This window comes from Kitasatospora sp. NPDC042419, from assembly GCF_056437345.1.
Map to the genome: position 1 here is coordinate 110,724 of NZ_JBWKAW010000006.1, position 18,904 is coordinate 129,627.

Sequence of the window (18,904 nt, forward strand, 5' to 3'; positions counted from 1 at the left end):
TCCGGAACCGTGAGCCGCCGCTGTCGGTGAGCGCGGGCAGGATGGGGCCATGCCGACCACGAGCACCGTCCGCCTCCGCATCGAGGCCACCGACCTGCCGGGCCGCAGCTGCGCCCCGGTCCCCGGGTTCCCCGGCTACACCGCCGTCCTGGTGGGAGTCCAGCGCAGGGGCAGGCCGGGGGAGCTGCTCGACCCGGTGGCCGGCGACGCGGCCGGGGCGGTCTGGACGGTGGAGTGCACCGTGAAGACCGGGCCGGCCGGCCCGGACCTGCTGGGCCCGTTCGTGCAGGGCGGTCCGGGCGCCCGGTTCGTCTACCTCTCCTGGCTCACCCCGGGGCCGGAGGGCCCCGAACTGCTCCGCCGCGCCAAGCTGTTCCTGGACGCCGTCCCGCCCGCGACCGCCGAGGCGGCGGTGGCCGGCGGGCTGCTGGTGGGCCGGCTCGGCCTGACCGACGTCGAGGGGCACCCGCTCTGCGGGGCGGTCCGACCGCCGGTGATCGCCTGGTCGGCCGGGGACGCGGCCGGACCCGGAGCCGGGGCCGGAGCCGGGACCTGAGCCGTGGCATGACGGAGGGCCCCGCCGGTGCGGCGGGGCCCTCCTCGTTCAGCGGACCTCAGGGACCTCGGGGACCTCAGGAGTCCTCGAAGGCCTCATCGGGTTCCGGTGAACGGGCCTACTGGTACTGCACGGTGGCGCTGACGCCGTCGAAGGCCTGCTGCCCGGCGGCGAGGCTGAAGTAGACCCAGCCGGACGGCGGGTTGCTGATCGTCAGGGTCTCGTTGTTGCCGGCGTTGGTGGACTTCGCCAGGGCGTTGCCGGTGGTGGCCCAGCTGCTGCCGCCGTAGTACAGGTCGGCGTTGCCGGTGCCGCCGGTGGTGGTGATGGTCAGCTGCTGGACGCCGGCCGGCAGGTTCAGGAAGTGGTAGCTGTAGTTGCCGGCGGTGGCGGTGAGGTTGTCCCGGCGGCAGTTCTTGTCGAACTGGCGCGGGTCGGCGATGGTGCAGACCGGGGTGGTCGGGGCGACCGGGGCCTCCGGCAGCGGGCCGCAGTCGTTGCTCGCGCAGGCGGTCAGCCAGGCGTCGAAGCCGGCGTCGTAGCGGGTGCCGATGGTCTGCTTCAGGATGGTGCGGGCACCGTTCCAGTCACCGGCGCGGTACTTGGTGAGCACGGCCTCGACGTCGGCGCGGTGCTCCTGGAGCATGTAGCGGACGGCGAGCCAGCCCCACTTGTAGACCCGGGTCGAGTTGACGTCGGGGTCGCCGTCCTCCTCGTAGACGGTGTCGAACAGCTCGCTGAGCTTGTAGGTCTTCTTGGCGGCCTCGTTGATCGCGTCGGTGTTGCGCAGGTTGCGGTAGCCGAAGGAGATGTTCTCCGCGATGCCCTCGACCCACCAGATGGTCGGCGTGACGATGTTGGACTCGAAGTCGCCGGCCATGTTGTAGCGGCCGTCGAGGAAGTGGGTGTACTCGTGGTTGAGGTTCCAGATGTGGAAGGTCGGGCGCATCCAGTCGGCCTCGTGGGCGATGAAGCGGGCCTGGTTGCCGGGCAGGGCCGGGTTGCCCTCCTCGTACATGCCGCCGTTGTCCACGTCGATGTCGTAGAAGGACCAGGCGTACAGCGAGTAGTTGTAGTAGTCGTCGAAGGCGACGACCTCAAGGTTGGTGTTCACGTCGCCGGGGACGGCGCCCTTGTCACCGATCACCTTGTGGAAGTAGGCGTCCTGGTTGATCAGGCTCTTGCAGGTGGAGGCCAGCTGGGCGGCCGACATGTCCTGGGCGCGGATCTTCAGGTCCGGGTTGCAGGTGTGCTGGATCGGCAGGATCACCGGCATCAGACGGGCGTTCAGGTCGCAGATGGCGTAGGCCGCGCAGTTGCCCTTGTCGAACTTGCGGGTGGCCCAGGCCAGGTTCATCGTGATCGCGGCGGTGGGGCCGACGTTCGGGTAACGGTTGATCAGGTCCTTGAGCATCGGCCGGACCTTGGCCTTGAGCTCGGGCACGGCGAGGGCGTAGCCGAGGTAGCGGCCCTGGTTGCTGACCATGTCCGAACGGTTGAGCAGGTCCTCGTTACGGGTGATGAAGTCGGACCAGGTGTCGAGGATGCTGGAGTCGGCCCGCAGGGCGGCCTTCCAGCCCTGGTTGTCGACCGTCTTGGGGTCGAGGCCGTCCTCGATGATCCAGTTGAAGTGCTTGAACGACTTGTCCATCTGCGGGGTCCAGCTGTCGTTGTAGCTGGCCAGCATCCACTTGAGGACGCCCTGGTACCGGCCGAGGCCCTTGACCTGGCCGATCACCGTGACGGCCTCCTGGAGGGTGGCGCCGTTGGCGTCGGTGACGTCCTTGCTGTGCGGGGCGGCGAAGAAGGCGTCCAGCGCGGCGTGGGACGCGCTCTCCAGCGTCGGGCCGTAGGTGCCGACGGAGGCCTGGTCGACCTCGTGGACGTAGTAGCCGGCGCGCAGGAAGAGCACCAGCTGTCCGACGGAGGTGCTGTTGTCGCCCGGGTAGGTGGCGGAGGCGTCGCGCAGCGCGTTTGCGACGGTCACCATCTTGGCCTCGGTGAAGGCCTTCGCCGCGTTCTCCCCCCTGAGGTTGAACAGGGAGTAGGTGCAGTCGACGTACGGAAGTGCCTTGAGCTTCTGGACCAACGCGCTGCCCGTGGCGTTGATCAAGTCGGGCCAGGCCGTACAGGGGTCCTCGCCGGCGGCGGCGGAGAACTGCTTGCCCGCCTTGGAGGGCGCGGCGACCGGCGGCGCCGGCACGGTGGACTGCTTGCCGTAGTCCTGCGAGGAGAGCTCGTAGGGGGTGTTGTTCCTGGCGTCGGGGGACTTGGGGACCGGGATCGACCGCGGTGTCGAGGCGGCCGGACCGCCGGCGCTCGCACCGGCCGGGGCCGTGGCGCCGACGGGAGCGGCCTGGCTCTGCGGTGCGAACAGGCCTAGCGCGATGAAGAAGGCCGCGCCGAGCGCAGGGATTCTGCGCACGTTGGCCGTTGATATCCGGGAGGGACGCATCTGTGGGGGCCTCCGGGGCCGTTGTGACCGCGTGTTGGGGCACGCGGCCAATCGATGTGTGACATGTAAAATGGCACATGTCGCATCGCGCCGGAAGGCCTTGGACCGGATTGTCGGCCGCCGCAACCGAAACGTTGTCAGATCACATGCACGGAGGGCCCCGCCGGTTCGGCGGGGCCCTCCGTGGTCACGCGGACCACGGAGGTCCGGTGGGGCGGTCTACTGGTAGGTGACGGTGGCGCTGACGCCGCCGAAGGTCTGGGCCGCGGCGAGGCTGAAGTACACCCAGCCGGACGGCGGGTTGTTGATCGTCAGGGTCTCGTTGTTGCCGGCGTTGGTGGACTTGGCCTGGTAGGAGCCGGTGGTGGCCCAGTTGCTGCCGCCGTAGTACAGGTCGGCGTTGCCGGTGCCGCCGGTGGTGGTGACGGTCAGCTGCTTGACGCCGGCCGGCAGGTTCAGGAAGTGGTAGCTGTAGTTGCCGGTGGCGGCCGCGAGGTTGTCCCGGCGGCAGTTCTTGTCGAACTGGCGCGCGTCGGCGATGGTGCAGAGCGGGGCCTGGGAGGTCGGCAGGGTGCCGCAGTTGTCGGCCGCGCAGGCGGTCAGCCAGGTGGAGAAGTCGGCGTCGTAGCGGGTGCCGATGGTGCTCTTGAGGAGGGTGCGGGCACCGTTCCAGTCACCGGCGCGGTACTTGGCGAGCACCGCGTCGACGTCCGCCGGGTGCGACTGGAGCATGTAGCGGACCGCCAGGTAGCCCCACTTGTAGACCCGGGTCGAGTTGACGTCGGCGTCGGGGGTCTGGTCGTAGACGGTGTCGAACAGCTCGCTGAGCTTGTAGGTCTTCTTGCCGGCCTCGGCGATGGCACCGGCGTTGCGCTCGTTGCGGTAGTGGTACGAGATGTACTCGGCGACGCCCTCGACCCACCAGATGGTCGGGGTGGTCATGCCGGCCTCGAAGTCACCGGCCATGTTGTAGCGGCCGTCGAGGTAGTGGGTGTACTCGTGGTTGAGGTTCCAGATCTGGAAGCTCGGGCGCAGCCAGTCGGCCTCGTGGGCGATGAAGCGGGCCTGGTTGCCGGCCTGGGCCGGGTTGCCCTCCTCGTACATGCCGCCGTTGTCGGTGTCGATGCCGTACATGATCCAGGCGTACAGCTTGTAGTTGTAGTAGTCGTCGAAGGCGACGACCTCCAGGTTGGTGTTCAGGTCGCCGGGGACCGCCCCGTTGTCCTTGATGACCTTGTGGAAGAAGGCGTCCTGGTTGATCAGGCTGGTGCAGGTGTTCGCCAGCTCGGTGGCGCTCATCTGCTGGGCGCGGACCCGCAGGTTGGCGTTGCAGGTCTGGGTGTTGACGAGGACCAGCGGGACGAGCCGGGTCGGCAGGTCACAGGTGCCGTAGTACGAGCAGTTGCCCTTGTCCTGCTTCTCGGCGAACCAGACCAGGTTCATCGTGAGCGCGGCGGAGGCGCCGACCAGCGGGTACCGGTTGATCAGGTCCTTGACCAGCGGGCGGCCCTGGGTGCGGAGGCTCTCCACGGAGACCAGGTTGCCGAGCTGCATGCCGATCCGGGTGACCACGTCGCCGCCGTCCAGCTGGGCGGCGTTGCGGGTGACGAACCCGGCCCAGGCGGTGGCGATGGACGGGTCGGCCTGGAGGGCCGCGATGAAGCCGGTGTCGCCGTACTTCAGGTCGAAGCCGCCCTCGATGACCCACTCGACGTGGTCCACGGCGAGCTTCATCGAGGCCGGCCAGTTGCTGCCGTAGCCGGCGAGCAGCCGCTTGACGACGCCGGCGTACCGACCGTTCTCGTCGGCGCTGTCGATGAGGGTGACGGCCTCGTTGAGGGTGGCGCCGTTGGCCTCGGTGACGTCCTGGCTGCGCGGGGCTGCGAAGAAGGCGTCCAGCGCACCGCGGATCGCGGTCTGCAGCGCGGCGCCGTAGCTGCCGACGGAGGCCTCGTTGTTCCCCTGCACGTAGTAGCCGGCGCGCAGGAACATCACCAGCTGGCCGATGCCCGTGCTGTTGTCGCCCGGGTAGGTGGCCGAGGCGGTGCGCAGGGCGTCCGCGACGGTGACCATCTGGGCCTCGCGGAAGACCTTCCCGGCATCGGTGCCGGTGAGGTTGAACAGCGGGTAGGTGCAGGTGACGTCGGGGAGCGCCTTGAGCTGCTGGACCAGCGCGCTGCCCGAGGCGCCCATCACTCCGGAGAGGTCGCAGTTGACGGCCGCCGCGGCTGCCGAGAACTGCTTGGCGCTCTTGGCGCCGGCCGACGGGGTCGGGGTGACCGCCTTCGTGCCGGTGTCCTTCCCGGTGCTCTCGGCAGCGAGCGGGCGGCCGCCGGTGCCGGCGTCGGGGGACTTGGGCACCGGGATCGCCTTCGGCGCGGGTGCCGCGGCGACTCCGGAGGCGGCCTTGGCCGTGGGGGCGGCGGTGCCGGCCGGGGCGGCCTGGCTCTGCGGCGCGAACAGGCCGAGGGCGATGAAGAAGGCGGCACCGAGCGCAGGGAGCCTGCGCGCGGTGGCCTTGGATATGCGGAAGGGGCGCATCTGTGGGGGCCTCCGAGGCCGTTCGGGGCCGCGTGTTGGGGGAGCGGCCACTCGATGTGTGACATGTAAAATGGCACATGTCGTATCGTGTCGGGAAGGCCTCGGAGCGGATTGTCCACCGTCGCAACCGAAACGTTGTCAGGCGGCCGTCAACTCAAGCGGGTGACGGGTGGTGGGCGCCGCCGCCGGGTCGACCGGCCGGACCGGGCCGGACCAGGCGGGACCCGGCCGGACCCGGCCGGACCGGGCAGCGCGGCAGGTCACAGCCGTTCGCCCCCGCCACCCTCGCCACTCATGGCACGCGGGTGCGCATTGTGCACGATGGAACATCGGGAATACGCAGGAGCCCATGCTTCGTTCCTGCAAGCGATACGCAATAGTGTTGTCCCGGCACGATCGTCACCGTTGAACTCGCCGAAAGAGGCCATGTCCTGATGGGCACCTACTCGCTTCCCGACCTGCCGTACGACTACTCCGCCCTTGAGCGCGCGATGTCCGCCGAGATCCTGGAGCTGCACCACTCCAAGCACCACGCGGCGTACGTCAAGGGCGCCAACGACACCCTTGAGCAGCTCGCCGAGGCCCGCGACAAGGAGGCGTTCGGCGGCCTGGTCGGCCTGCAGAAGACCTTCGCCTTCCACCTGTCCGGCCACGTGCTGCACTCGCTGTTCTGGGAGAACCTCTCCCCGGAGGGCGGCGACCGCCCCGAGGGCGCCCTCGCGGACGCCATCACCGAGCACTTCGGCTCGTTCGAGGCCTTCCAGAAGCAGCTGACCACCGCGACGGTCGGCGTCCAGGGCTCCGGCTGGGGCATCCTCTCCTGGGAGCCGCTGGGTCAGCGCCTGATCGTCGAGCAGGTCTACGACCACCACGGCAACGTCGGCCAGGGCACCACCCCGCTGCTGGCCTTCGACGCCTGGGAGCACGCCTACTACCTGCAGTACCGCAACGTCCGCCCGGACTACGTCACCCGCCTGTGGGACGTCGTCAACTGGCAGGACGTCTCGACCCGCTTCGCGGCGGTCAAGAGCGCCTGACCCTCCGGGTGAGGCGCCCGTGGACACCTGACCCGGGGCAGGGCGGGTGACGGAAGGCCCCCGACCGGTGCACACCGGTCGGGGGCCTTCCGTGTCGTCCGGCGGGGCTCACCAGGGGATCCAGCGGCTCGCCACGTCCTCTCCACTGCCCTCCGCTGCCGTCCACGGTGCTCCGTGACGAGCCGTGACGAGCCGTGAGCTGCCGTCGGGCCGGCCGTCAGTCCCCGTCGGGCGTGCGGAAGGCGGCCAGGATCCGTTCGGCCGCGAGCCCGGCGGGGAGGGTGCCCGCGCGGACCTCCTGCTCCAGTCCGGGGGAGAGGCGGCGGACCTCCGGGTGGGCGTGCAGCCGGGCGAGGAGCTGGTCGTGCACCATCGCCCACGTCCACTCCACCTGCTGGTCGCGCCGCTTGGCGGCCAGCGCGCCGGTCGCGTCCAGCACCTTGCGGTGCTGCTGGAGCCGCTCCCACAGCACGTCCAGCCCGGCTCCGTCCCGCCCGCTGCAGGTCAGCACCGGCGGCGTCCACGGCGCGTCCGGGGCCTGCAGCAGCCGCAGCGCGCCCGCGAGTTCGCGGGCGGCGGCGCGGGCGTCGGTCTCGTGCGGGCCGTCCGCCTTGTTGACCGCGATCACGTCGGCGAGCTCCAGCACGCCCTTCTTGATGCCCTGCAACTGGTCGCCGGTGCGGGCCAGCGAGAGCAGCAGGAAGGAGTCCACCATGCCGGCCACCGCCGTCTCGGACTGGCCGACGCCGACCGTCTCGATCAGCACGACGTCGTAGCCGGCGGCCTCCATCACCACCATCGACTCCCGGGTGGCCCGGGCCACCCCGCCGAGCGTGCCGGAGGTGGGGGAGGGGCGGACGAACGCGTCCGGGTCGACGGCCAGGCGCTCCATCCGGGTCTTGTCACCCAGGATGGAGCCGCCGGTCCGGCTGGACGTCGGGTCGACGGCGAGCACCGCGACCCGGTGGCCGAGCCCGGTGAGCATGGTGCCGAAGGCGTCGATGAAAGTCGACTTGCCGACACCCGGTACGCCGGTGATGCCCACCCGGACCGCCCCGCCCGCGTGCGGCAGCAGCATCGTCAGCAGCTGCTGCGCCAGCGCGCGGTGGTCGGGACGGGTGGACTCGACGAGCGTGATGGCCCGCGCGACGTAGGCGCGCGAGCCCTCCCGCACGCCCGTCGCGTAGCTGTCGAGGTCGATCGTCCGGGGCGCCATCGCTCAGCGCCTCAGAGCTCGTGGCCGAGGTCGGCGGCGAGCGCCTTCAGCAGGTCGTAGGCGGCGTCCGGGATCACCGTGCCGGGCGGGAAGACCGCCGCGGCACCCGCCTCGTACAGCGCCTCGAAGTCCTGCGGGGGGATCACCCCGCCGACCACGATGGTGATGTCCTCCCGGCCGGCCTCGGCCAGCTCCGCGCGCAGCGCCGGGACGAGGGTGAGGTGCCCCGCGGCCAGCGAGGAGACGCCGACGATGTGGACGTCCGCCTCGACGGCCTGGCGGGCCACCTCGCCCGGGGTCTGGAACAGCGGGCCGACGTCCACCGTGAAGCCCAGGTCGGCGAACGCGGTGGCGATCACCTTCTGGCCGCGGTCGTGGCCGTCCTGGCCCATCTTGGCGACCAGGATGCGCGGCCGCCGGCCCTCGGCCCGCTCGAACCGCTCGACCAGGTCCCGGGTGCGCTGGAGGGGCGCCGACTGGCCCGCTTCGTCTCGGTACACACCGGAGATCGTACGGATCTGGCCCGAGTGCCGGCCGTACACCTTCTCCAGGGCGTCCGAGATCTCGCCGACGGTGGCCTTGGCGCGGGCCGCGTTCACCGCCAGGTGGAGCAGGTTGCCGTCCAGCGAGCCGCCGCGCTGCGGGCCGGCCTCGGCGGCGCGGGTCAGCGCGTGCAGGGCGTCCTGGGTGGCGGCCTCGTCGCGCTCGTCGCGCAGGCGGCGCAGCTTCTCGATCTGCCGGGCGCGCACCGAGGAGTTGTCGACCTTGAGCACCTCGATCTGCTCGTCGCTCTCCACCCGGTACTTGTTGACGCCGATCACCGGCTGACGGCCGGAGTCGATCCGCGCCTGGGTGCGGGCGGCGGCCTCCTCGACGCGCAGCTTGGGGATGCCCGCGTCGATCGCCTTGGCCATGCCGCCGGCCGCCTCGACCTCCTGGATGTGCTGCCAGGCGCGGGTGGCGAGGTCGTGGGTCAGCTTCTCGACGTACGCCGAGCCGCCCCACGGGTCGATCACCCGGCAGGTGCCGGACTCCTGCTGGAGAAGCAGCTGGGTGTTGCGGGCGATCCTGGCCGAGAAGTCGGTCGGCAGCGCGAGCGCCTCGTCCAGCGCGTTGGTGTGCAGCGACTGGGTGTGGCCCTGGGTGGCGGCCATCGCCTCGACGCAGGTGCGGGCGACGTTGTTGAACACGTCCTGGGCGGTGAGCGACCAGCCGGAGGTCTGCGAATGGGTGCGCAGCGACAGCGACTTGGCGTTCTTCGGGTCGAACTGCTTGACCAGCTTGGCCCAGAGCAGCCGGGCCGCGCGCAGCTTGGCGACCTCCATGAAGAAGTTCATGCCGATCGCCCAGAAGAACGAGAGGCGCGGCGCGAACGCGTCCACGTCCAGCCCGACGTCGAGCCCGGCCCGCAGGTACTCCACGCCGTCGGCCAGGGTGTAGGCCAGTTCCAGGTCGGCGGTGGCCCCGGCCTCCTGGATGTGGTAGCCGGAGATGGAGATCGAGTTGTACCGGGGCATCTTCTGCGAGGTGTACGCGAAGATGTCCGAGATGATCCGCATCGACGGCTGCGGCGGGTAGATGTAGGTGTTGCGGACCATGAACTCCTTGAGGATGTCGTTCTGGATGGTCCCCGCCAGTTTCTCCGGCGGCACCCCCTGCTCCTCGGCCGCGACGATGTACAGCGCCAGCACGGGCAGCACCGCGCCGTTCATGGTCATCGACACCGACATCCGGTCCAGCGGGATGCCGTCGAAGAGCTGGCGCATGTCGTAGATGGAGTCGATCGCCACGCCCGCCATGCCGACGTCGCCGGTGACGCGCGGGTGGTCGCTGTCGTAGCCGCGGTGGGTCGGCAGGTCGAAGGCGACCGAGAGGCCCTTCTGGCCGGCCGCCAGGTTGCGGCGGTAGAAGGCGTTGGACTCCTCGGCGGTGGAGAAGCCCGCGTACTGCCGGACCGTCCACGGCTGGTTGACGTACATCGTCGGGTACGGGCCGCGCAGGTACGGGGCGATGCCCGGGTAGGTGCCCAGGAAGTCCAGTCCGGCCAGGTCGGCGGAGGTGTACAGCGGCTTGACGCCGATGCCCTCGGGGGTGTCCCAGAGCAGCTCGTCGACGTCCTTGCCGGTGGCCTGCCGCCAGGCGGAGCGCCACTGGCCGTCGGTGACGCCCGCGCCGGCGTCCCCGTCCAGCCCGATTCCGGTGAAGTCGGGGATCATCGCGCCACTCCGCTTTCGTCGAGGCTTTCCTCGGTGGTCCCGCCGGTCGTCCCGTCGGTGATCTCGTCCAGCAGGGAGGTCAGGGTCGCGACGGCGTCGCCGCCCGCGAAGACGAACTCGTCCACCCCGGCCGCCTGGTACGCCTCGCGCTGCTCGCCGGGCCGCCCGGCCAGCAGCACCCGCCGGGCCCCGGCCGCCTTGAGCGCCGCGGCGACGGCCCCGGCGTGCTCGCCGTACAGGGCGTCGCTGGAGCAGAGGCAGGCCACCCGCGCCCCGGACGCGGCGAACGCCTCGGCGAACGCGGCGGGTTCGGTGCCCTCCACCGAGGTGGTGGCGATGCCGCCGGCCTGGAACAGGTTGGCGGCGAAGGTCGTCCGCGCGGTGTGCGCGGCGGCCGTGCCGATCGAGGCCAGGAAGAGCCCGGGCCGCGCGCCGGTGGCCGCGAGGTGCGCGTCCGAGCGGTCCCGCAGCGCCTCGTACGCCTCCGCGCGCCGCACCCGCGGCAGTCCGCCGCCCGGCCCGGCCGGAGCCGGCTCGCGGACCGGCGACTGCTCGCCCAGGTTCGGGAACTCGCTGACGCCGGTGACCGGTTCGCGCCGCTTGGCCAGCCGGACGGAGCGCTCGGCCCAGGTGGCCGCGATCCGCTCGCCGACCAGCCCGGACTCCAGCGCGGCGCGCAGCCCGCCGGCCCGCTCGACCTCCTGGAACCAGGCCCAGGCGGCGTGCGCCAGCTCGTCGGTCAGCCGCTCCACGTACCAGGAGCCGCCGGCCGGGTCGACCACCCGGGCCAGGTGCGACTCCTCCAGCAGGATCGACTGGGTGTTGCGGGCGATCCGGCGGGCGAAGGCGTCCGGCAGACCGAGCGCGCTGTCGAACGGCTGGACGCTCACCGCGTCCGCCCCGCCGACCCCGGCCGCCAGGCAGGCGATCGTGGTGCGGAGCATGTTCACCCACGGGTCGCGGGCGGTCATCATCACCGCGGAGGTGACGGCGTGCTGACGCTGCGCCGAGGCCTCTGGCGAGCCGCCGGACACCTCGGCCACCCGGGCCCAGAGCCGGCGCGCGGCACGGAACTTGGCGATCGTCAGGAACTGGTCGGCGTCGGCCGCGTAGCGGAACTCCAGCTGGCCGAGGGCCGCGTCCACCGACAGCCCGGCGGCGGTCAGCGCGCGCAGGTAGGCGACGCCGGCGGCCAGCGAGGCGCCGAGTTCCTGCGCGGGCGAGGCACCGGCCTCGTGGTACGGCAGGGCGTCCACGGTGAGCGCGCGCACGCCGGGGTACCCCTCGGCGCAGCGGGCTGCGAGGGTGGCGGCCTCGGCGAGCAGCGCGTCGGTCCGCCCGGCCTCGCCGGTACGGGCCTGCAGGCCCAGCGGGTCGGCCCCGAGGTTGCCGGCGGCGGCACTGGGGGAGACCTCGCGCTCCTGGTACAGCGCGAACAACTGCGCTGCGGCGTCGGGGAATTCGGGCCCCGCGTCGAGCACCACACCGGCCAGGTCGAGGTAGACGCCGGCGAGCGCCTGCGGCAGCGCGGTGACCGGCAGCCCGTTCCCGCCGAGCTCCAGCCAGAGCGAGCCGCCGCCGTTCTCCAGGTCGGCCAGGACGGCCTCGTTGGCGCGGCGCGGTTCCGGGTCGGCGTGCCGCTGACGGATGTCCCAGCCCGTGACCGAACAGCCCTGCGGCCGGCTGCCGCGGACGAACGGCGGGAAGCCGGGGAGGCCGGGGTCGGCCGGGCCGTCCTCGGCGGTGTACAGCGGGCGGGCGCGCAGCCCGTCCTGGAGTGCGGTGGTGAGCGCCTGCTCGGCCGCTGCGCCGTCCGCGGGCTGCGCACCGGACTTGCGCAGCACACCCTCGACGAGGGTCTGCCACTGCTCTCGGTGTGCGGCCGGGAACTCGGCGGCCAGGGGGAGCCCTTCGGGCGGGACCGTCATGCCCGCAGGTTAGCGCCCTGTGGCGGGGGCGCAGCAGAGGCGGACGGTGTGACCTTGCCCTCGCTTTGCACTCTGTTGCACTACCGGTGCCACCGGTGTCACCACGGGCGTCGCCGGCGACCTGCCCGCGGAACCCCGCCCGGCGTCCGCGGAGTTGCCCGGCGGACGGCGCGCGGGGGTGCGCCCCGGACCACCCCGCCCGCCTCCCTGCCGCCGCCGCGCCCTCGGTAAGGCCAGGTCAGGCGGGGTCGGGTCAGGTCGGGCCGGGCCAGGTAGGGGGAGTCGGGGCCAGGCCGGGTCGGGGCCGGCGGTCCTCCGGCCGCGGCCCTGGCCGGGTGCGGCCGGGCACCGCTGGCCTCAGCCCTTCCGGGGCTCCCGTCCGCGGCCGCCGGCGGACCCCACGGCGAGCGCCAGGCCGAGGGCGGCGAGGAGCAGGCCCGCCGCGACCGCGAAGGTGACCCGCATGCCGGTGGCGACCGGGCCTGCCGCCGCGGTCGCGACGTCGGTGGTGGCCGAGGCGAGGGTGAACACGGCGCCCATCACGGAGGCGCCGGTGACCAGGCCGAGGTTGCGCGACAGGTTGAGCAGGCCGGAGACGACGCCCCGGCGGTCGGCGGGCACGTCCGCCATGACCGCGGTGTTGTTCGCGGTCTGGAAGAGCGAGTAGCCGGCCGTGACGAGCGCGATCGGCGCGAGGTAGCCCGCCACGCCCAGCGAGTCCGGCAGCAGGGCGACGGCGAGCGCGCCGGCGGACGCGGCCGCCAGGCCGGTGGCCGTGGTGCGCGGGGCGCCGAACCGGTCGGTGATCCGCCCGGCCGGGATCCCGGTCAGCGCGGCGACCAGCGGGCCGACCGAGAGCGCGAGGCCGACCAGGGCCGCCTTCAGCCCGAGCGTCCGGGCGAGGTAGAACGGGCCGACCACCAGGGTCGCCATCATCACCGTGGAGACGAGCGCGCTCATCAGCAGGCTCGCGCTCAGCCGCCGGTCGCGGAGCACGGCCGGGCGGACCAGCGGCGCCGCCGCCCTGCGCTGGGCGAGCGCGAAGAGCACGACGCCGAGGCCCGCCGCCGCCAGCAGGACCAGGTTGGCCGCGCCGAAGTGCCCGCGCCCGAGGGTCATGGCCAGTGCGTAGGCCCCGAGCGTCAGCGCGAGCAGCAGCGTGCCGAGGTGGTCGAACCGGGCGCGGGGGCCGGCGGGCGCCGGCCGGTCGGCCGGCAGGTGGCGGCGGGCGAGCAGCAGGGCCGCCACCCCCAGCGGTGCGTTGACCAGGAAGAGCGCGCGCCAGCCGGGCCCGGCGAGCAGCACGCCGCCCAGGGTGGGGCCGAGCGCGGTGCCGACCGCGGACATCGTGCCCAGCAGGCCCATCGCGCTGCCGGTCCGCTCCTTCGGGACCGTCTCGCCGACGAACGCCATGGTGAGCGCCATCATGACGGCCGCTCCGAGGCCCTGCGCCGCCCGTGCGGCGACCAGCGGTCCGAGCGAGGGCGCCAGGCCGCAGAGGACGGAGGCGGTGGTGAACAGCAGCAGGCCGGCCAGCAGCAGCCGCCGCCGGCCGACCAGGTCGCCGAGGCGGCCGACGGTGACGACCAGCGTGGTGACGGCGAGCAGGTAGGCGAGGACCACCCACTGCACGGCCTGGAACGAGGCGCCGAACGTCTGGGCCAGCGTCGGGAGGCCGACGTTGGCGATGCCGGTGCCGAGTGAGGACAGCAGCATGGAGAGGGAGAGGGCGGCGAGCGCCCAGCGGACGGAGCCCGTCCGCGCCGCCCGGTCCGTCCGCCCCGCCCGGTCCGCTCCTCCGGTCGCCGCCGTGCCCGGTCCCGTGTCTGTGGTCGTCAACCCGAACTCCGTTCTCCGCGGCCCGGGGTGGGGCCGTCCCGTGGCCGCCGCGCGGCGCACGTGGGGGAGCGTGCTCCCGGCCCGTTCGAGTGGCAAACTTTGTTGCCGGTTCCGGGACGACGGGGCCGGGACGACGGGGCCGGGACGACGGCTCCGCAGGACGGGGCCACCGGGGTCGAGTGGACCCGGGACGACGGAGACGGGAAGCGCGGATGGACGAACCGGAGGCCTACCGGGCGGTGCTGGACGAGGTGGCGCCGAGGCTCCGCCGGCTGCGGGAGAAGCGCGGTATCACGCTCGCCGCCCTCTCGGAGACGACCGGCATCTCCAAGAGCACGCTCTCCCGGCTGGAGTCCGGCCAGCGGCGGCCCAGCCTGGAGCTGCTGCTGCCGCTGGCCGGCGCCTACCGGGTGCCGCTGGACGAGCTGGTCGGCGCCCCCGAGGTGGGCGACCCCCGGGTCCGCCTGACGCCGCGTGCACTGCCGAACGGCGGGACGGTCGTGCCGCTGACCCGCAGCCCGGGCCCGCTCCAGGCGTACAAGCTGGTGATCACCGACCGGGGCGCCGAGCCGGACCTGCGGACTCACGAGGGCTACGAGTGGCTGTACGTGCTGGACGGCCGGCTGCGGCTGCTGATCGGGGAGCACGACGTGGTCCTCGGTCCGGGCGAGGCGGCCGAGTTCGACACCCGGGTGCCGCACTGGTTCACCAGCGCGGACGGGCGCCCGGTGGAGCTGCTCAGCCTGTTCGGACGGCAGGGCGAGCGGATGCACGTCCGGGCGAGGCCCAAGGCCTGACGTCAGGCCGGGGCGACGCCGACTGCCCGCCCCCCGCGTCCCGTACGCCCGCCGCTCGCCGCTCGCCGTCCGGTGGCCGGGCGCCGGGCTCAGCGGCGCATCCGCCGGACCAGGTCGGCGGCCGCCGCCGACCAGTGCGGGTGCTCGAAGCCGAATCCCGCGTCGAGGAGCCGCCCGGGCTTCACCGAGCGGCTCTTGAGCAGCAGTTCGGTGTCCGAGCGGAGCGCGAACGCGCCGATCTCGGCCATCCAGCGGGTCGCGGGCAGGCCCACCGGGATGCCCTTGGCGCGCCGGATGGTCTGCATGAAGTCGCGCTGCGGCAGCGGGGCGGGCGCGGCGATGTTGACCGGGCCTTCGAGGTCGTCGCGGTCGATCAGGAAGCGGACGGCGCGGGTGAGGTCCCGGTCGTGGATCCAGGACATGTACTGCGTGCCGCCGTCGATCGGCCCGCCGAAGCCGGTACGGGCCAGCCGGACCAGCTGGTCGAAGGCGCCGCCGCGGTCGGGGCTCATCACCATGGCGCAGCGCAGCGCGACCCGGCGGGTCGCGGGCGTCGCGGCGTCGGTCTGCTCGCGCTCCCAGGCGCGGGCGATCTGCACGCTGCGGTCCCAGTACCGGGGGACGCCGGGTTCGCCGCCGCCGAGCACCCCGCCCGCCTCGTCGTGCGGGGCGCCGTGGTTGTGGGTGTAGATGGTCGCGGTGCTCATCTGGAGCCAGACCCGGGGCGGCCGCCTGGCCCCGGCGACGGCCCGGCCGACGGCCCGGGTGGAGTGCACCCGCGAGTCCAGCATGTCGCGCTGGTTCTGTTCGGTGTAGCGGCAGTTGACGCTGCGCCCGGCGAGGTTGACGACGGCGTCGGCGCCGTCGATCGCGTCGGTCCAGCGGCCCAGGGTGCGGCCGTCCCAGTAGATCTCCTGGTCACGGCCGGGCCGCCTGGTCAGGATGACGACCTCGTGGCCTTCGGCGGTCAGCGCCCGGTCCAGGATGCGGCCGATCTGCCCGGTTCCCCCGGGTATGACGATTCTCATCGAGTGTCCCCCCTCGGTGTGCTCTGCGGTCACCCTAGCGATCCAAGTGAACGCGTTCAAAATGACGTCGGTCGCGCGCCGCGGGCGGTCGAAAATCGCTGGTCGGCGGGCCCGGCGCGGTGATACGGATGACGCGCACACCGAGCCGCGCCGGCCTGTGCCGACCTGTGCCGACCCGTACGGTTCTGCGCCGATCCGCACGGATCCGTACCGATCGGCACCGCCCGCGCCACCTGCGCGACCCGTCCCGCCCGCGCCACCGTCCCGCCCGCGCCGCTCGACCCCGCGCCGGCCCGTACCGACCGAGAAGAGACCACGCCGCCGATGTCCGCTCCCACCGCCACCGACTGGTCGCAGATCTGCGACCAGGACTTCGCCGTCCCGACCGACCGCCCCCTGGAGGCCCTGGTCGACGAACTCGCCCGGGCCCTGGCCGACCCCGACCCCCGGGTCCGCGACGGCGAGCCCTATGCCGTCCTCGACACCTGGATCGAGCGCGACGTCATCGCCGGCGCACTGCGGACCTCCCTCGGTCACCGGATGGCCGAGCGGTTCGGCGACCCGGCCGTCGAGGCGCGGACCTTCGCCGCACTCGTCCTCGACATGATCGTCTGCCGGGGCGACTACGACCCGGCCTGGTTCGAGGCCTTCGCCCGCTGGTACCCGGCCGAGGCCGATCTGCGCGGCCACCACCCCGAACTCGGCTGGCTGCACGCGGCCGCGCACGGGGCCGACCTGCTCGGCACGTTCGGACGCCACCCCGCCGTCGCCCCCGGGCCGGTGCTCGGTCTCGCCACGGCGCGGCTGCTGGCCCGCACCGACCACCTGTTCGGCGAGCGCGAGGACGAGCGGCTGGCCACCGGCATCGCACGCACCCTCACCAGGCCGGAGCTGACCGAGGAGGAGTGCGTCGCCTGGGTCGGGCAGTCGGCCGACGCCCTCGCGGAGCACCGGCGCGGCCCGGCCCCGGCCTGGGTGTCCAACTGCGCGCGGACCCTGCGCGCGCTGCTCGTGCTCGCCCAGACCGGCGTGCGCGCCGCGGGCCCCGGCACCCCGCTGCTCCCGCTCGCCCACGGCCCCGCCGTCACGGCCGCGCTGCTGCGGGCCCTCGGCCCGGCCTGAGCACCGGCGGCCCCGCCCGCCTCTCCTGTCCGTCCTGTCCGCTTCTCCCGCCGTCCCTTCCGCCGTTCCTTCCGCCCGCTCCGGGGGTCCGCACTCCGCCCCCGGAGCGGGCGTCCGGACCCCGCCCCCGCGCCAATGGCCGGAAATGTGTCCGATTTCGTGGAACTGCGGCCGCACTCCGCCCGACTGGTGGACCGGACCTCGGCGCGGCCGCCCCTGCCGGTCCTGCCTGTCCGTTCGTCTGCCGTCCGTTCGTTCTGCCCGTCCAAGGAGTGCTCGCGCATGTGCGGAATCACCGGCTGGGTGTCCTTCCATCAGGACGTCCGCCACAGTGCCCCCGTCATCGAGGCGATGACCGCCACCATGGCTCTGCGCGGCCCCGACGCCGGCGGCGTCTGGCTCGGCCGCCACGCCGCCCTCGGCCACCGCCGCCTGGCCGTGATCGACATCCAGGGCGGTGCGCAGCCCATGGCCGACCGCCGTGACGAGCCGGGTGTCGTCCTCACCTACAGCGGCGAGGTCTACAACCACCACCAGCTGCGCACCGAGCTCACCGCCAAGGGCCACCGCTTCGAGACCCGCAGCGACACCGAGGTGGTGCTCCGCGCCTACCAGGAGTGGGGCGACGCCCTGGTCGACCGCCTGGAGGGCATGTACGCCTTCGGCATCTGGGACGAGCGCAACCAGCGCCTGCTGCTGGTCCGCGACCGGCTCGGCGTGAAGCCGCTGTTCTGGGCCGAGGTCGACGGCGGCGTGGTCTTCGGCTCCGAGCCCAAGGCGCTCTTCGCCCACCCCGACGTCACGCCCACGGTGGACGCCGACGGTCTGCGCGAGGCCTACAGCCTGCTCTTCAACACCGGTCCCACGGTCTGGGCCGGCGTCCGCGAGGTCCACCCCGGCGGCCTGCTCGTCCTCGACCGCGGCGGCGTCCGCGAGCGCCGCTACTGGGAGCTGACCGCCCGCCCGCACACCGACGACCTCGACGCCACCCTGGAGCAGGTCGGGTCCCTGGTCAACCGTGCCGCCCGGGCCCAGCTGGAGGCCGACGTCCCGCTCTGCAGCCTGCTCTCCGGCGGACTCGACTCCACCATCGTGACCGCCCTGGTCGCCGACGAACTCCGGCTCCAGGAGGGCCCGCAGGCCAAGCTCCGGTCCTACGCGGTCGACTACAGCGACCAGGCCGAGCAGTTCACCGGTGACGTCCTGCGCACCGGCCACGACACCCCGTTCGCCGCCGAGGCGGGCGCGTTCATAGGCAGCGACCACTCCACCGTGGTGCTCGACCCGCGGACGCTGCTCGACCTGGAGAACCGCCGCGCCGTGGTCGTCTCCCGGGACTCGCCGATCGGCGTCGGCGACATGGACACCTCGCTGTTCCTGCTGTTCGGCGAGATCCGCAAGCACTCGACGGTCGCCCTCTCCGGCGAGGCGGCCGACGAGGTGTTCGGCGGCTACCCGTGGTTCCACAACCCCAAGGCGCTCGCCGCGCAGACCTTCCCCTGGCTGCTCGTCACCGGTGACGAGGCCGCCATGCCGATCAACCCGGACCTCGCCGCCCACCTGCGCATCGCCGAGTTCCGCGACGACACCTACAGCTCCTCGCTCGCCGCCGTCCCGCACGTGGACGGCGAGAGCCCGACCGAGCACCGCCAGCGCGAGATGCAGCACCTCTCGCTGACCCGCTGGCTGCGCCAGCTGCTGCACCGCAAGGACCGCCTCTCGATGGCCCAGGGCCTGGAGGTCCGCGTCCCCTACTGCGACCACCGGCTGGTCGAGTACGCCTTCAACACCCCCTGGGTGATGAAGAGCTACGACGGCCGCGAGAAGAGCCTGCTGCGCGCCACCGGCCAGGGCATCGCCCCGGACTCGGTGCTCTGGCGGCCGAAGAACCACTACCCGGCCACCCACCACTCCGACTACAACGCCGGCCTGCAGCGGCTCGCCCGCGAGGCGCTGGACGCGCCGCACGTGCGGGACATCGCGGACGAGACGGTCATCAAGAGCAGCCTGGACACCCCGGCCGACCAACTGGAGTGGGGCCACCGGCTCCGCCTGGAGCGGGTCGTGGACCTCGCCCTCTGGCTGGACCACCACCGCCCGGCGCTCACCGTCTGAGCGTCCGCCGGAGAGCCGAGCGCCCGTCCCCGCCGCACCAGGGGGCGGGCGCTC

Annotated in this window: 12 protein-coding genes; 5 read left to right on the forward strand and 7 right to left on the reverse strand. The window is 72.9% G+C overall.

Annotated elements, in window-relative coordinates; genetic code table 11:
* Positions 1-49: 49 nt before the first annotated feature.
* Positions 50-556: a DUF5990 family protein gene (locus AC067J_RS14875; protein ID WP_478299146.1), complete on the forward strand. Its 507-nt coding sequence runs from the start codon at positions 50-52 to the stop codon at positions 554-556.
* Positions 557-674: 118 nt separating this feature from the next.
* Here AC067J_RS14875 and AC067J_RS14880 read toward each other — a convergent pair whose 3' ends face one another.
* Positions 675-2,981 (reverse strand): M9 family metallopeptidase, encoded by a 2,307-nt coding sequence (locus tag AC067J_RS14880; protein ID WP_478299148.1) that lies wholly within the window; start codon positions 2,979-2,981, stop codon positions 675-677.
* 249 nt (positions 2,982-3,230) lie between these two features.
* Entirely contained in the window at positions 3,231-5,552 is a 2,322-nt protein-coding gene (locus AC067J_RS14885) for a M9 family metallopeptidase (protein WP_478299150.1), read from the reverse strand.
* 434 nt (positions 5,553-5,986) lie between these two features.
* Here AC067J_RS14885 and AC067J_RS14890 point away from each other — a divergent pair, with 434 nt between their 5' ends.
* Positions 5,987-6,589 carry a superoxide dismutase gene (locus tag AC067J_RS14890; protein WP_478299152.1) on the forward strand — a complete coding sequence of 201 codons (603 nt, stop codon included), beginning with the start codon at positions 5,987-5,989 and terminating at the stop codon, positions 6,587-6,589.
* Positions 6,590-6,806: 217 nt separating this feature from the next.
* Here the strand turns inward: AC067J_RS14890 and meaB are convergent, their stop codons facing one another.
* From meaB to AC067J_RS14910, 4 genes are all read right to left on the reverse strand, one after another.
* Complete coding sequence (gene meaB, locus AC067J_RS14895; protein ID WP_478299153.1) at positions 6,807-7,805, reverse strand: methylmalonyl Co-A mutase-associated GTPase MeaB; 999 nt, start codon at positions 7,803-7,805, stop codon at positions 6,807-6,809.
* A gap of 11 nt (positions 7,806-7,816) precedes the next feature.
* The gene (gene scpA, locus AC067J_RS14900) at positions 7,817-10,021 is read right to left on the reverse strand and encodes a methylmalonyl-CoA mutase (RefSeq protein WP_478299155.1); all 2,205 of its coding nucleotides are present in this window, start codon (positions 10,019-10,021) and stop codon (positions 7,817-7,819) included.
* Positions 10,018-11,949 carry a methylmalonyl-CoA mutase subunit beta gene (locus AC067J_RS14905; RefSeq protein ID WP_478299157.1) on the reverse strand — a complete coding sequence of 644 codons (1,932 nt, stop codon included), beginning with the start codon at positions 11,947-11,949 and terminating at the stop codon, positions 10,018-10,020. Before AC067J_RS14905 ends, scpA begins: the two co-directional genes overlap by 4 nt.
* Positions 11,950-12,306: 357 nt before the next feature.
* Positions 12,307-13,788: an MFS transporter gene (locus AC067J_RS14910; protein WP_478299159.1), complete on the reverse strand. Its 1,482-nt coding sequence runs from the start codon at positions 13,786-13,788 to the stop codon at positions 12,307-12,309.
* Positions 13,789-14,000: 212 nt separating this feature from the next.
* On the opposite strand from AC067J_RS14910, the gene AC067J_RS14915 reads away from it, so the two are divergent.
* On the forward strand, positions 14,001-14,585 hold the full coding sequence (locus tag AC067J_RS14915; protein ID WP_327675044.1) for a helix-turn-helix domain-containing protein: 585 nt from the start codon (positions 14,001-14,003) through the stop codon (positions 14,583-14,585).
* Positions 14,586-14,674: 89 nt separating this feature from the next.
* Here AC067J_RS14915 and AC067J_RS14920 read toward each other — a convergent pair whose 3' ends face one another.
* Positions 14,675-15,613: a TIGR01777 family oxidoreductase gene (locus tag AC067J_RS14920; protein ID WP_478299161.1), complete on the reverse strand. Its 939-nt coding sequence runs from the start codon at positions 15,611-15,613 to the stop codon at positions 14,675-14,677.
* A gap of 324 nt (positions 15,614-15,937) precedes the next feature.
* Here AC067J_RS14920 and AC067J_RS14925 point away from each other — a divergent pair, with 324 nt between their 5' ends.
* The gene (locus tag AC067J_RS14925; protein ID WP_478299163.1) at positions 15,938-16,735 is read left to right on the forward strand and encodes a DUF2785 domain-containing protein; all 798 of its coding nucleotides are present in this window, start codon (positions 15,938-15,940) and stop codon (positions 16,733-16,735) included.
* A 282-nt stretch (positions 16,736-17,017) separates the two neighbouring features.
* Positions 17,018-18,850 carry an asparagine synthase (glutamine-hydrolyzing) gene (asnB, locus tag AC067J_RS14930; RefSeq protein ID WP_478299165.1) on the forward strand — a complete coding sequence of 611 codons (1,833 nt, stop codon included), beginning with the start codon at positions 17,018-17,020 and terminating at the stop codon, positions 18,848-18,850.
* Positions 18,851-18,904 lie beyond the last annotated feature (54 nt).

Excerpts from the sequence above, each read along its gene's own strand:
- AC067J_RS14875 (WP_478299146.1), top strand. The coding sequence starts at position 50 with ATGCCGACCACGAGCACCGTCCGCCTCCGCATCGAGGCCACCGACCTG.
- AC067J_RS14925 (WP_478299163.1), top strand. The coding sequence starts at position 15,938 with ATGTCCGCTCCCACCGCCACCGACTGGTCGCAGATCTGCGACCAGGAC.
- AC067J_RS14890 (WP_478299152.1), top strand. The coding sequence starts at position 5,987 with ATGGGCACCTACTCGCTTCCCGACCTGCCGTACGACTACTCCGCCCTT.
- asnB (WP_478299165.1), top strand. The coding sequence starts at position 17,018 with ATGTGCGGAATCACCGGCTGGGTGTCCTTCCATCAGGACGTCCGCCAC.
- AC067J_RS14915 (WP_327675044.1), top strand. The coding sequence starts at position 14,001 with ATGGACGAACCGGAGGCCTACCGGGCGGTGCTGGACGAGGTGGCGCCG.
- AC067J_RS14885 (WP_478299150.1), bottom strand. The coding sequence starts at position 5,552 with ATGCGCCCCTTCCGCATATCCAAGGCCACCGCGCGCAGGCTCCCTGCG.
- AC067J_RS14920 (WP_478299161.1), bottom strand. The coding sequence starts at position 15,613 with ATGAGAATCGTCATACCCGGGGGAACCGGGCAGATCGGCCGCATCCTG.
- scpA (WP_478299155.1), bottom strand. The coding sequence starts at position 10,021 with ATGATCCCCGACTTCACCGGAATCGGGCTGGACGGGGACGCCGGCGCG.
- meaB (WP_478299153.1), bottom strand. The coding sequence starts at position 7,805 with ATGGCGCCCCGGACGATCGACCTCGACAGCTACGCGACGGGCGTGCGG.
- AC067J_RS14905 (WP_478299157.1), bottom strand. The coding sequence starts at position 11,949 with ATGACGGTCCCGCCCGAAGGGCTCCCCCTGGCCGCCGAGTTCCCGGCC.